This is a genomic window from Saccharothrix lopnurensis, from assembly GCF_042658445.1.
In the GTDB taxonomy this organism is placed as follows: Bacteria; Actinomycetota; Actinomycetes; order Mycobacteriales; family Pseudonocardiaceae; genus Actinosynnema; species Actinosynnema lopnurensis.
Map to the genome: position 1 here is coordinate 1 of NZ_JBHSQO010000023.1, position 14036 is coordinate 14036.

Annotated in this window: 8 protein-coding genes and 1 pseudogene; 5 read left to right on the forward strand and 4 right to left on the reverse strand. The window is 72.6% G+C overall.

Annotated features, from left to right (window positions below):
* Nucleotides 1-375: integrase core domain-containing protein (locus ACFP3R_RS21810; RefSeq protein ID WP_380638215.1), on the forward strand; the 375-nt coding region annotated here is incomplete at its 5' end.
* Here ACFP3R_RS21810 and ACFP3R_RS21815 read toward each other — a convergent pair.
* Nucleotides 363-991, reverse strand: a pseudogene (locus tag ACFP3R_RS21815) (transposase family protein). The gene ACFP3R_RS21810 and the pseudogene ACFP3R_RS21815 overlap by 13 nt on opposite strands.
* Nucleotides 992-1542: 551 nt before the next feature.
* Here ACFP3R_RS21815 and ACFP3R_RS21820 point away from each other — a divergent pair.
* From ACFP3R_RS21820 to ACFP3R_RS21830, 3 genes are all read left to right on the forward strand, one after another.
* The gene (locus ACFP3R_RS21820; protein ID WP_380638216.1) at nucleotides 1543-2262 is read left to right on the forward strand and encodes a DinB family protein; all 720 of its coding nucleotides are present in this window, start codon (nucleotides 1543-1545) and stop codon (nucleotides 2260-2262) included.
* Nucleotides 2263-3543: 1281 nt separating this feature from the next.
* On the forward strand, nucleotides 3544-6474 hold the full coding sequence (locus ACFP3R_RS21825) for a ferritin-like domain-containing protein (protein WP_380638217.1): 2931 nt from the start codon (nucleotides 3544-3546) through the stop codon (nucleotides 6472-6474).
* Nucleotides 6475-6505: 31 nt separating this feature from the next.
* Nucleotides 6506-7660, forward strand: coding sequence for a cytochrome P450 (locus ACFP3R_RS21830; RefSeq protein WP_380638218.1), 1155 nt, complete (start codon nucleotides 6506-6508; stop codon nucleotides 7658-7660).
* Between the two features lie 51 nt (nucleotides 7661-7711).
* Here the strand turns inward: ACFP3R_RS21830 and ACFP3R_RS21835 are convergent, their stop codons facing one another.
* Complete coding sequence (locus ACFP3R_RS21835; RefSeq protein WP_380638219.1) at nucleotides 7712-8893, reverse strand: cytochrome P450; 1182 nt, start codon at nucleotides 8891-8893, stop codon at nucleotides 7712-7714.
* Entirely contained in the window at nucleotides 8890-10434 is a 1545-nt protein-coding gene (locus tag ACFP3R_RS21840) for a flavin monoamine oxidase family protein (RefSeq protein ID WP_380638220.1), read from the reverse strand. Before ACFP3R_RS21840 ends, ACFP3R_RS21835 begins: the two co-directional genes overlap by 4 nt.
* Before the next feature lie 347 nt (nucleotides 10435-10781).
* Between ACFP3R_RS21840 and ACFP3R_RS21845 the strand changes: the two genes are divergently transcribed.
* Entirely contained in the window at nucleotides 10782-12419 is a 1638-nt protein-coding gene (locus tag ACFP3R_RS21845) for an FAD-dependent monooxygenase (protein WP_380638221.1), read from the forward strand.
* A 15-nt stretch (nucleotides 12420-12434) separates the two neighbouring features.
* Here the strand turns inward: ACFP3R_RS21845 and ACFP3R_RS21850 are convergent, their stop codons facing one another.
* Nucleotides 12435-13658 carry a glycosyltransferase gene (locus ACFP3R_RS21850; protein ID WP_380638222.1) on the reverse strand — a complete coding sequence of 408 codons (1224 nt, stop codon included), beginning with the start codon at nucleotides 13656-13658 and terminating at the stop codon, nucleotides 12435-12437.
* Nucleotides 13659-14036 lie beyond the last annotated feature (378 nt).

Consider the following 14036-nt stretch of genomic DNA (forward strand, 5'->3'; position numbering starts at 1 on the left):
TCCTGGCAGAACGGCGCTTCGACAACGTCCGATCTACCAGGAGTTCCCTCGTCTGCGCACCAAAGAGCCGTCACCTGCCCAAGCTCGGAAACGGCTACTAAGGCACCGGTGTTGCGACGACCGATTGAATCCAAGGAGTACACCGCGAACCTGACGGCACAGGCGTTTTTCCGGCACGGGCTGCGCCGGTCGATGGGCGCGACCGGGATCTGCCGGGACAACAGCCCCGCGGAGTCGCTCTGGTCGACGTTCGAACACGAGCACCACTACCGGCACGTCTACGCCACGAAGGCCGAACTCGTTGCCGCGATTGACAAGTGGATCACGTTCTACAACAGTGAGTCATTCCCGGTAATGAGTGTTCACGTTGGGTGATGGGCTGGGAGGGGGCGGCCGTGTTCGAGGTGGAGCAGGACGAGTGCGGCCTTGGCGATCGCGCCGATCCGCCACGGGCAGACGCTGACGCGTCGCAGGGCCTTGGAGGTGGTCTCCAGCAGGGAGTCCGCGCGCTCGGCGACGCCGTGAACACCGCGGACGATCAAGTTGTACTGCTTGTGCGCCTCGGACAGCTCGGTGCCCTTCACCTTCTTGACCGGCATCCGCAGTGCGGGCCCGGCCAGGCCCTCGTAGCCCAGGTCGGTCAGGGTCGCTACACCCTCGGCAGCGGACTGCTCCAACGCCGGCATCAGTCCGGCGGCGGCCTTCGCGCAGGTCACGTCGTGTTCGCAGCCGGGACGGACGTCGGAGACCCGGATCGGCCGGCCGGCACGTCGATGCCCTCATGGACGTAGCGATACGCGGTCGAGCCGCCGGTGCCGTTGTCGACCGCGAGCTGGGCAATCCTGGTGCCATCCAGGAACCAGCGGATGACCAGCACCGCCTGCCGGTAGCAGCCCAGCGAGCGGCGGGTTCGTCGCGTGCCCAGCTCACGACGCCGCAGCCACAACAGGCGGGCCAGGAAGAACACCGTGTCCTCTGTTACGTCGAGCACGGCGGTGTATGTCACGATGGAGTCCACGTGAAGCCTCGCGGTGTGAAGTTGATCTGTACGAAGACCCGGTTCATCGCCGAGCAGGACCGGCTGACCGTTTCCGCCGCGCTGGCCGAGTTCATCCGCACCACCATCGTGGCCAACACCAATGAGGACCTGGACGCTGCCAGCGTTTCGGACGGCCGCCGGCGTTCACCCCGGAGAAGATCGCATACCGCCGGCGCTGCTCGCCGAGCCGGACCGGTCGACGGGCTCGATCGCCAAACTGCTCGGCGTCAGCCGGGCCACGCTGTACCGGCACCTCCCCGAGCTCAAGGCCACCGCTGCCGTCCCAGCTCAAGCGCCGCGCGAGCTCACCGGGTAGCGCGGGAGCGCCGGCGCCTCTGCGACTTTCAGCGCTCTGGACGCCGGCCGGACCCGATCTCCGCGTCGCGCGATGCGGGGATCCCGACCTGCTGTCGGAATTCGACTTGAGGCAGTCAGAGCTCTGGCTACCGCCGTCTGTCAGCGCCGATGCCGGCTTGTCGGTGCCCGGACCTAGTATGCGGACCATGACACGACATATCGACGAGGATCTGCAGGGTGCGGAATTCCGCGAGTGCGACCTGACCGGGGCACGCCTGATCGGTGTCGTCATGCAGGATGCCGTGATCGATGGGCTCATCACCAACCTCGTGGTGAACGGTGTCGAGGTCACCGGGTACGTCGAGGCAGAGCTTGATCGGCGTTATCCGGTGCGGGTGCTGATCCGCTCCGAGGACCTTGCCGATCTGCGCGAGGCGTCGCGTCAGCTCCATGCCGGCTGGGCCGCCACAATCGAGCGAATCCGCCGTACGCCCGGCATCGAGCGCCACAGCGTGAACGACGAGTGGTCGGCGGTCCAGACGATGCGCCACCTGGTCTTCGTGCACGACTCGTGGTTCCGCCGCTGTTGCCTGGGCTCGACGGAGCTGTTCACGCCGATGGGCATCGGGCCGGACGTCGAGCCTTACCGTGGAGCGCACGGGCTTGACCTCTCACTCGATCCGGACTTCGACGAGATCGTGAGCGTGCGTGACGCACAGGCCGCCGAGCTCGAGGCCTGGCTCGACAAGGTCACCGCTGAGCAGCTCGCAGCGCCGGCGCCGGTGCCCGACGACGATGTCTGGCCGCCGTACGCCCGGGGCCGCTCGGTGCGGCGGTGCCTCGGCACGGTGCTGAACGAGACCTTCGAGCACCACCGCTTCTGCGTTCGCGACCTCGACCTGATCGAGGCACAGGACGCCGGGTAGGGCCGACTACGGACTCGGCATCGTGCGGATACGGGCATCGCGTAGAGCGCGAGCCCGGCTGTCCGTCGTCCAGGGCCGCGCCGGCGCTGGGAAGCCGGGCTGCTCATACCAGGGGTTTCACACCGTTCTACCACAGAGTTCGATGATCGCCGCAGCTCAGGGCAATACACTGCGTAGCTGCTCAGAGCAACCACCTGTTACCGGGAAGGGCTCAGTGTCCGGCGGCACTCCGCGCTCGATGTGATCAGTCCCGACGACTACGAGAAACCGCTTCAAGCGGCTGCCCGACCCCCGTGAGCCCCTGTCCACCGTTCGGGGTGAACCTCACCGCCCTCCCGAAGAGGGCAGACGGCCACCCACGTACGAGACCGGGACGAGCCGAACAAAACGCACACCACGACGAGGTCCACCTGCGCTCCGCGGGCGAGCGGGGATTGTACTTTTTGTTCAACACTGAAGTAATGAAAAGTCATTGGGATCTTCCCGTGAGCGGGGGTGGTCCGCCGTTGACGGGGTGCTGGTCGGACTCGCCGCCGTGCTGCCCGCGCGAGCGGGGATGGCCCCTCCAGCGCGGAGCGCCCGCCCATGCCGGCGCGCTCCCCGCGCCGACGCGGCCTGCGGCTACTACGACTCACCAGCTCCTTCGGTCGCCGCCGACCTGTCGGCTCGTCGAGGCGGGCGCGAATCCGGCGGCCGTTCCGGACACCCGTCCGCACCGACGAGTGGCGGCACCGATCGTCGGTGGCCACCACCTTTGATCGCGTGGAACAGAGCGCGCGCCGGTTCTCCCGGCGCCAGGGGCGGGTCCAGCCGATCAGGACCGGTCGTCAGCCCGAGGGCTCGCCATCAACAGGCCACAGGTGACCTGCCGCAGTCGGTGGTGTGCGTGGCCTGCGCGTCGTTCACACGCGCGCGTCGTCGCTGTCACTGCCGGGGGCACCGGCAGCGGAAGCCGCGTTCGCGCAGGCGGTGGGGTGGCGCGAGGTGTGGCGGACCGGTCGGAGGTGGTTGCCGCGCGACCGGGCGTTCACCGCCAACCACCGCGGCTTCGTCGATCAGGTCCGCTCCCAGGGCGACCCCGCTGGGTGACGCCAAGTCCGGGTCGCCGCTCCAACGGTGGGGTTTTCGGGTGACCGGCGCGGAACCGGGTTGCCGGGCGGGCCGGAATCCGCACACCGTGGGAGCGGGAGCCGGGGACCGGTTCCGGTGCGGGTCGCGACACGGTGCGGAGGTGCCGATGAGCAGGTCGGATCCAGCTCGGGGCGCCGTCCTGGAGCAGCCGTGAGCGTGTTCGACCTGCCCCGGCTGCACTTCGGCGGCACGGCGCGGACCAGCCTGCCCACCGGACCGCGCAGCGGCCTGGTGGACGTCACCACCAACACCGCCCTCACCGACAGCGGCCCGTTCCCGGTGGGGCGGCCGGCCCGCGAGTACCACGAGTACCTGGTGGACCAGGGCCCCCGGTACGACGCCGCGGGCCGGCCTTGCCCCGACGGGGTGTTCAGCGCGACCGCGGGCTGGAACTTCGGCGGCAGCGGGCACTTCGCGATCGACGCGACGATCACCGGGGTGGAGCGCGAGGCCGGCCGGCTGGACCCGGACGACCCGCTGGTGGGCCGCTGCGTGGACATGTGGGGCCACCACAACGAGTACCTCGCGACCACCGTCAACCGGGCGCGGGTCTTCGACGTCGACCCGACCGCCGCGGACACGATGACCCTGGTGGTCGGCCAATTCGGCTTCGGCCGCGCCGGGCGGTCGCACGACGTCGGGTACGCGGTCACCGGGCAGGTGGCGGGCACGTCGCCGCCGCGGTGGCAGAACCCGGACCACCTGCCCGACGTCGGCGAGCACTTCCTGGCGGCGGAGCTGCGCAGGTCGGTGGTCCACCAGTTCGTGGTCGAGGAGCCGCGGTGGCTGGACGGCACCTCCCCCGCGGTCGAGCACCTGAGGGCCGCGGCGGGTGACGGGCTGGTGGTCCAGTTCGCGCTCGGCCACATGTCCCCGCCCACGGCGCCGGACACGCCGAACCTGTGGCGGCTGCGGGGCACCATCGCACCGTGGCGCGCGGCGGAACTGCGCACCCACCCCGCCGGGCGGCTGCTCGTGCCGTGCGGCGAGCGCACCGGCTTGCACACCCTCAGCGTCGACGTGGCGTCGACGCACGTCACGTTCAACCTGATCACGGCCGTGCCGCAGTCCTGGCGCGGTGGCGACCTGCTGCTCCGCACGGTCGAGTCCGACGAGCTGGTCGCGACCGTGCCCGACAAGGCGCACGAGCACCCGCCGACCAGCGGGATCGTCACCGTGCCCGCGGCGTCCGGGGCGCGGGCGGCGAACGACCAGGCGTTGCGGGTCGTCCGCCTCGACCGGCACGGCCACCCGGTGGAGCTGCTGCGCGAGGTCGAGCTCAACGTCCAGTCCGACGACGCCGCCCTGGTCCTCGACCACACCGACGGCACCCCCGAGCACGACGCCCGGGTGACGTTCCGGGCGTACCTGCGGGGCAGGCCGCACCCGGTGGCCCTCGTCGTGCGCCAGCGGCACGACCTGCTCGCGATCGGCGAGGTCGACGTCGACGGCACCGGTCTCGGCGGCTTCACCGTCCGCGGGCTCCGGGCCGGTGTCACCCGGGTCGAGCTCGGACCGCACGGCGTCGTGGCGGTCCGGGTGCTGCCCGACGACCGGGAGCTGGACGACATCCCGGAGCAGGACGTCACCTTCGAGCTCGTGCACGAGAAGGTCCTGGCCTACTACGAACTGGTGTCCTCGTTCATGCGCACCGAGGTGTTCAGCCTCGCCGACCGGTGCAAGGTCGAGACCTACGCGACGCTGATGTGGCAGATGTGCGACCCGCGCAACAGGGGCAAGACCTACTACATGCCGCCCACCAGGGACCTGTCGGCGCCGAAAGCGCGACTGCTGCTGAAGTACCTGCGCCGCCAACAGCGGCGGGCGCCGCGCCCGATCGCCGCGGAGACGTCGTGGACGCCGCCGATCACCACCCGCGCCGCGCTGGTCGCCGCGCTGCGCCAGGCCGTCACCCTCGAACTGGCGGTGATGTTGCAGTACCTCTACGCGGCGTACTCCGTGCCGACCTACGGCGTCGGCGCGGCGTGGGTGCGCGAGGGCCGGTGGACCGCGGAACAACTCGAACTCGCCTGCGGCGACGGCGGGCGGACGCTGCACACCGGGATCCGGGGTGGCCTGCTCGGGGTCGCCCGCGAGGAGATGGCGCACTACCTGGTCGTCAACAACATCCTCATGGCCGTGGGCGAGCCGTTCCACGTGCCCGAGGTGGACTTCGCCACGATCAACGCCCGCCTGCCGCTGCCGGTGGACTTCGCGCTCGAACCGCTGCACCTCGGCAGCGTGCAGCGGTTCATCGCCATCGAGGAACCCGACGACGGCCGGCCGGGCGGCGGGCCGTACCGGTCGCTGAGCGAGCTGTACAGCGCCATCCGCGACGGCCTGACCCGGGTGCCCGACCTGTTCGCGGTCGAGCGCGGCAGGGGCGGCGGTGAACACCACCTGTTCCTGCGCGAGTCGATCGACACGACCCACCCCGACTACCAGTTCGAGGTGGACGACCTGTCCAGCGCCCTGTTCGCGGTCGACTTCGTGACCGAGCAGGGCGAGGGCGGCGTGCTGCCGGCGGTGGGCGACCCCGGCCCGTCGCACCACGACACCTTCCGCCGGATCGCCGACCTGCTCATGACCGAGCACCTCCGCGGGGGAGGCGGGCGGTGGCACCCGGCCCACCCCGTGCTGCGCAACCCGACCACGGGCACCGGTCCCGGGGTGGGCCAACCCGTCACCGACCCCGACACCGCGCGGGTCATGGCGCTGTTCAACAGGTCGTACTACCTGATGCTGCTGCTGACCGCGCAGCACTTCGCCGAACGACCCGACACCAGCCTGCGCCGGTCCGAGCTGATGAACGCCGCGATCGACGTGATGACCGGGATGATGCGGCCTCTCGCCGAGCTGCTGGTGACGCTGCCCTCCGGCGTTCCCGGCCGCACCGCGGGCCCCTCCTTCGAACTGCCGGAACCCCCCGTCCCGCTGTCCCGGCCCGACGTGGCCCGCCGCAGGATCGCGCGGGAGTTCGCGGACCTCGCGGCGCGGTGCCGCCAGGACGACCGGGTGCCCGACCGGGTGGCCGGGATCAGCGCCCACCTCGCGGCGCGGTTCGGCGGGCCGCCCCGCTGACCGACCCACCCCCGACCCCCTGGGAACCGACATGACGAACCTGGTCGAGATGCAGCTCGACGTGAGCCCCGGCGATGTGCAGGAGCGCCTGCTCGACGTGGCCCGCCGCCACCCGCTCGCCCGCGTGGCCTGGGCCGGCGGCGAGGTGTGGCTGGTGAACGACCCCGAGCTGGTCCGCCTGGCGTTCCGCGACCGCCGGCTCACCAAGGACGCCGGCGCGGCGCCACCCTGGTTCACCGACGTCACCGGGCTGATCGGCTCCACCCAGACCTCCCGCGCCGCCGAGATGATCACCAGCGAGGGCGCCGAGCACACCCGGCAGCGAAAACTGCACGCCGTGGTCTTCTCCGCCCGGAACCGGGAGCGCTGGCAGCAGCTGATCACCGAGATCGTGCGCGACCTCCTGCGATCACTCGACGGGGACGTCGACCTGGTGTCCCGGTTCGCCTACCCGCTGCCCGTGGCGGCCATCAGCGCCGTGCTCGGGCTGCCACCGGACATGCACGAACCGCTCACCGCCGCCTGCCGCCTGCTCACCTACGGCGCGGACGACGCCGAGCGTGAACGGGGGCGCGCCCAGCTCTACGGCGGCGTCGGGGCCTTCCTCGGCCCGCGACGGCACGAACTGCGCCCCGGCATGATCGCCGACCTGCTGGAACTGCACGACACCGACGGCTCGGTCAGCACCGTCGAGATCGCCACCTGGACCCCCGGGCTCGTCGTCCCCGGGCACGAGTCCACGACGAGCGTGCTGGCCGCGCTGCTGGCCGACGTGCTGGCCGAACCACCGGACAGGCGCCCGACCACCGCGGAGGAGATCGAGGAGCACGTCGAGCGCGCCCTGCGCCTCCACCCGCCGTTCCCCCTGGCCACCTGGCGGTTCACCACCTCCCCGGTGCTGCTCCAGGAGCACGAGATCCCGGCGGGCAAGCCCGTCCTGCTCAACATCCCCGCTGCCAACCACGCCTCGCCGCCCACGGCGCACTACACCTTCGGCCACGGCGTCCACTACTGCGTCGGCGCGGCGCTGGCGCGCGCCGAACTCCGGATCGCCCTGACCGAGTTCCTCCGGGAGTTCCCCGACGCCACGCGGACGACCGGCGAAACCCGCTGGGTGAGCGGGTACGCCATCCGGCAGCTCACCTCGCTGCCGGTCCGCCTCACCCCCGCCGGGGACGCGGCCTGAATTGGTGCCCGGGGCGGCGCAACGCCGCCCCGGGCACCGGGCGCTGTTCCGTCACCCCGGCCAGCCGGTGCGCAGCGGCAGGGTCCGCGGACCGTGGAAGATCAGGTCGTGGTGGTAGCGCACCGGTTGCCCGGCGGCGTGCGGCGCGGGCAGGGCCCGCACCAGCGCGGTCAGAGCGAGCTGTGCCTCCAGGCCCGCCAGGGCGGCGCCCAGGCACCGGTGGGCGCCGTGACCGAACCCGCAGTGCCGGCGGGGCGCCCGGTCCAGCCGCAGCTCGTCGGGCTGCGCGAAGCGGTCGGGATCGCGGTTGGCGGCGCCGAGCACCAGCACCACCTTGTCTCCCGCCCGGACCCGCCGACCGCCCAGCACCACGTCCCGCCCGGCCCGCCGGCTCACCATCTGCACCGGACCGTCGTAGCGGATCAGCTCGTCCACGTGGTCGGCGGTGAACACCGGCCGCGAGCGCAGCACCCCCGGGTGGTCCAGCAGCGCCAGCACGGACTTGCCGATCAGGTGGGCCGTGGTCTCGTGGCCCGCGGTGAGCAGGTGCACGCCCGTGCCGGCGACCTCGTCGGGGGTGCACCCGGCCCGCACGAGCGGCGCGAGCAGCCCGTCCTCGGCCGGGTCGGCGGCGGCCCGGCGGAAGTAGTCGCCCAGGTCCCGGGCCGCCTCCTCGGCGGCGGCGTAGTCGCCCTGACGGGTCGAGCTGGCCTCTTGGAGCACGAGCGCGCGCTGGTGCAGCCACTCCCGGTCGGCCGCGGGCAGGCCGAGCAGGTCGCACATGACGTGCAGCGGCAGCCTGGTCGCGAAGTCGGCCACCAGGTCGATCTCCGGTCGGCCCGCGAGGGCGGCGACAAGGCCGTCGGCGACCCGTTGCACCTGCGGGCGCAGGGAGCGCACCGCGGCGAGGGTGAACCGGCCGGCGAGCACCGACCGCAGCCGCGTGTGCCGCGGCGGATCGAGGAACACCAGCCAGTCGCGCACGAGGCGGGCCAGCGCGTCGCAGCCGGGGGGGAAGACCAACCCGCCGCGGGTGAAGTCCGGGCTCCCCAGCACCTCCATCGTCGGCCGGTAGCCGAACACGTACCACGCACCGCTCCCGGAACTCCAGTGCACCGGTTCCTCCGCGAGGTACCGCCGGTACAGCGGGTAGGGCCGGATGATCTCCTCCTGCCCCAGGGAGCGGTGGTCGAACGGCGGCAGGTCGGACCGGGGCACGGGGGGCACGCTCACGCCGACACCGCCGTCCGCGTCCGGCTGTCCAGGTGGATCTGCTGCGCGGCGTCGACCGCGGACCGGATGGCGCCGTCGATCCACGCCGGGTTCGCCGAGCAGTGGTCCCCCGCGAAGTACAACCCGTTCTCCGGGCTCGCCGCCCGCAGCCGCTCCTCCGCCCGGCCGGCGTCGTCCAGCTCCCACTGGCTGACCGCCGCACCGCTGCTCCACCAGTGGTGGCCCCAGGCCATGCTGGCCGCGCCGATCACCATGCCGGGCTCCAGCAGTTCCGGGTGCATCCGGCCCACCTCCCGCAACACCGCCTCGTGCCGGTCCTCCGCGGGCATCAGGCCGAAGGACTCGGCCTCCTCCCCCAGCGTGTAGCTGGCCAGCAGCACGGCCCCCCGCGCCGGGTCGCACTCCGCCGGCACGTAGTAGGTCTGGCGCACGCGCCCGCCGCTGAACGACGCCCCGCCGGAGATCCCGTCCCCGGTCCAGAACGCCTCCCGGCAGTGGAAGGCGACCTTCGTGGCCGGCCAGTAGGTCATACCGCGGACGGCCTCGACCTTGGCCCGGCTCAGGTTGCACAACCGGATCCGGCGCAGGACCGAGAACGGCAGCGTGCACAGCACCTCGGGGCAGCTCCGCGTGACCACGCGGTCGCCGGTGCGGACCTGCACCAGCACCCGCTCGGCGCACACCTCCAGCCCGACCACCTCGCACCCGAGGCGCACCGGTGACCGCAACCGCGACACCAGCGCCTGGACCAGCTGGTCCATCCCGCCTTCGAGCCGCACCAGGTCGGGGCTGGTCTCCGACAGCACGTCGTCGATGAACCGGGCCAACCGGCCACCGCAGCCGGCCCGGGCCCCGGGGTGCGCGGCGAAGAAGGCGTGCAGGTCGACCTGATCGCGGTCGGCGCCCACCACGAACGGCGCCAGGTCGACGCGGTCCACCGCGTCCAGCAGCTCCGCGGTGAAACCGCGCTCGCGGAAACCGGCCGGACCGATCGCGTTCCCCATCGCGGTCAACCACGCGCCGAACAGCACGGTCTCCTCGCGGTAACGGCTGTCGGCGAGCTCCGCGCGGAAGTCCTCGACCAGGATGCGCGCGGCCTGGCCCAGGCGGACGAAGCCCCGACTGGTGGCGTGGTACGCCTGCGGTTCGGAGAACAGGGTCCGGAACGGCCGGACCTTCCCGGACAGGCCCAGCCGGGCGAAGTAGTCCAAAGTGTACCGGTGATCGCCGGGCACCCTCATGGCGCCGAGCTCCACCAGCGGCCCGCCGGCGCCGAAGCGGTGGGTGAGGATGCGACCGCCCACGCGTCCGCTGCCCTCCAGCACCTCCACCCGGTGCCCCAACAACTCCAGCTCGTGTGCGGCCACCAACCCTGCGATGCCCGCACCCAGGATCGTGATGGGCGGGGCGTCCGGACACCGGTCGGCCGCCGGGCAGCCGACCGGGCTCACGACGCGTACACCGCGCAGCGGATCGGGTCCTGCCGCACCGTCGGGGTGATCGGTGGTGGAACGACGGTCGACCACGTGCATGCCGAGCATGAACTCTCCTCAGATAAGGCACCTCAGCAACCACGTCCCGCCCTCGTTGCACCACCACGGTGAGCAGAGTTCCCTTGCCCCAGCAACCCCCCTGCCCTTGGCGCCACTCGAAATTCCCACCGTCAGAGCGGATTCCAGGACACCGGTCACACAGCGGAACCGGCGCGCGCCGGGTGGGGAAGTCGCCCGGGGAACGCCGTCCCACCGCCCTCCTGTCCCCAGTGGACACGGCGACGAGCCCCGGGTCGTTACCCGATCGGATGGCCGAAGATGTGCGCACCCCGTGCGGCCAGCAGAATCCAGGGGAGGAGCGGACCGATCACGACGATGCCCCGGAGGTGGCTCCCGTGCCCTCAGCCAGTGCACCACCCTCGACCCGCGAATCGGACGTCCTGGTCGTCGGAGCCGGCCCGGTGGGCCTGGCGATGGCGCTGGACCTCCGCTACCGGGGGATCGACCACCTGGTCGTCGAGCGGCGGGACGGACGGGTGCCCCAACCCGGGGTGAGCACGATCGGACCGCGGTCCATGGAGCTGTTCCGGCGGTGGGGACTGGCCGACGACATCCGCGCCGCGGGCTGGCCGCCGGACCACCCGCTGGACATCGCCTGGGTCACCCGGGTCGGCGGGCACGAGCTGCACCGCTTCGAACGGGGCAGCGTCGCCACCCGCCCGGAGTTCCGGCACACGCCGGAACCGGACCAGGTCTGCCCCGCGCACTGGCTCCAGCCGCTGCTCGTGGGCGCGGTGGGCAAGGCCCCGGACGGCCCGCTGCTGCTGAGCCACCGGCTGGACTCGTTCACCCAGGACGACGACGGAGTCACCGCGCGCGTCACCGACCTCGGCGACGGCACGACGAGCGTGATCCGGACCCGGTACCTGGTCGCCTGCGACGGCGCCTCGTCCCCGGTCAGGCGCTGGTGCGGCATCGACGCGCCGGCGCGGCACGAGGCCAGGGTGCTGCGCAACATCCTGTTCCGCGCGCCGGAGCTGACCCGTCGCCTGCGCGAGCGCGGCCACCGCCCGGCCATGGTCTACTTCCTGATGCTCTCCGACGAGCTGCGCTACCCGCTGCGCTCGATGGACGGCGGGGAGCTGTTCAACCTGACCGTGTCGGGCCCGGCGCTGACGGCGGACTCGACCGCGCTGCTGCGGGACGCGATCGCGTTCGACACACCGGTCGAACCCGTGGCCGACGACGAGTGGCACCTCACCCACTGGGTGGCCGACCGCTACCGGCACGGCCGGGTCTTCCTGGTCGGGGACGCCGCCCACACCGTGTCGCCGTCCGGCGGGTTCGGCATGAACATCGGCATCGCCGATGCCGCCGACCTGGGCTGGAAGCTGGCCGCGCACCTCCACGGCTGGGGTGGGGAGCACCTGCTGGCCGGCTACGAGGCCGAGCGGCGGCCCGTCGCGCTCGACAGCCTCGAAGCCGCCAACCGGCACCTCCAGCGGACGTTGACCCGCGCGCTGCCCGTCGACCTGCGCGCGGACACGCCGGAGGGCGGGCGACGGCGCGCCGAGATGGCCGAACGGCTGCGCACCAGTGGCGCCGACAAGGAGTTCGACAACCCCGAGGTCCACTTCGGCTACCGCTACCGGTCCCCGCTGGTCATCGGCGCCGGCGCCGACCTGACGCCGGAGTGGCGACCGGGCAGCGACCCCGGTTCCCGGGCGGCGCACGCCTGGCTGCGGCCGGGTGTGTCCCTGCTGGACCTGTTCGGTGGGGAATTCGTCCTCCTGTGCTTCGAGCACGACCCGTGGGGCACCCAGGAGGTGCGGGAGGCGTTCGACGCGCGGGGCGTCCCGCTCCGGGTCGTCGAGTGCGACGACCCGGAGGTGGCGCGGCTGTACGCGTGCCCGTTCGTGCTGGTCCGCCCGGACGGCCACGTCGCCTGGCGGGATGAGCGGCTGCCCGCGGACCCGGTCGGGCTCGTGGACGCGGTCCGCGGTTCGGTCCCGGCGGCCGTGCCGTCGGGCTGACGGCACGGGCCCGTGCTATGAGACCGGGAAAGCCCCGGTGCCCACGGGCACCGGGGCACCGGTCCCGGCGGCGATCCGCTCCAGGCGCGGGACGAGGTCCTCCACCGGCGGCAGGGCGAGCATGTGGCGCTGGGCGAGTCGGGCCCGCGCGGTCACCGCCGCGTCGGCTAGCAGGGTCCGGCACGCCGCGGCGATCGCCCCCGCAGAGCTGTCGGTCACGTGCAGGCCCAGGCCGAGTTCCCGGACCCGGCGGGCATTGGCGAACTGGTCCCCGTACCGGGGCAGCACGGCCATCGGCACGCCGGCCGCGATCGACTCCCGGATACCGTTGTAGCCGCCGTGGGTGATGAACAGCCGGGCGCAGCGCAGCAGCAGGGGTTGGGGGACGTGGTCGGCGAGCCGGACGTTCCCGGGGACCGGGGAGTCGGCCGGGATCAGGCCGCCGGTGGCGACCACGCCGACGCAGTCGGTCTCGGCGAGCGCGGCGACGACGGCCAGCAGGGCCGACCGCGTGTCGGCCTGCACCGCGACCGTGAACGGGTCGACAGCCTGCGCGTGCAGCACGGAGATGACGGTCCCGAACGACGCCAGCACCAGGGGGCGGTCCGCGGGCAGTGCGAGGACCCAGTCCGGCAGGACCTCGGCGCGGTCGATGGCGTCCGGCTGCCGGCAGGTGATCGCGGCCGGCAGGTGGGGAGGGGCGAACGAGTACGACGCGGGCATGAAGTCGAGCCGCCCGTGGCGGTGGAGCGGTTCGAGGTCGTCCCACTCCGGTCGGCCGAGCTCGCGCCTGCGCGCGTTGAGCAGGAAGAGCAGGTAGTCCGGGAGGAGCGCGTTGGCGCTACCGGCCGGGGCGGGGACGTGCGGAACACCGAGGTCCTCGGCGAGCAGCACGGCCGCGAACTCCGCCTCGCCGCGCAGCACGAGGTCGGGGCGGAACCGCTCGGCCACCGCGGCGAGGGCGTGGTACCCCTCGACGATGTGCGGACCGGCGAAGAGGCGGACGCCCACCTTGCGGGCGAGGGTGATCGCGTCCTCCTCGGTGCCTTGGCCCGCCTCCGCGAGGGCCGGGCTCACGTCGGGGATCAGCGGCGGCAGGTCCGCTCGGGCGCGGAACGGTTCGCCGTCGAACACGCGCAGCAGCGGCACCGTGGTCGCCACCAGGACCTCGTGCCCCGCGCACGCCAGGGCCCGCGCCACCGGGAGCAGCGCCCTGGCGTGGGAGACAGCGGTGGCCACGCAGCACAGCACTCGCATGGCGTGCCTCTCGGTTTGCCCCTGATCCGACCACCGCCCGGTGACCGTCACCTGTCGACGACCACGGTAAGGCGAACCAGGTCGCGCCACCTGGGCACGCACCCGAACGGGTCGACGGGCAGACGGGCCCCGACCGCCGACCGGGTCCCCCCTCGCCCGGCGTTGCGGGACTTCCCTTCGTCGACGCCCGCGGCGGCCCGAAGCCGGTGACGGTGCCCGACCGGGACGCGGGTGTGCCGGCGCCCCTGCCGTCGTCCGTCCGGGTCACCTCCCGTCAGATCGACCACGTCCCGGACGTGAGATCGACGCAGCCGGCTTGAGGCGTGCACGACGAATTCCGGAACAAGCGCGGGCGCCCAC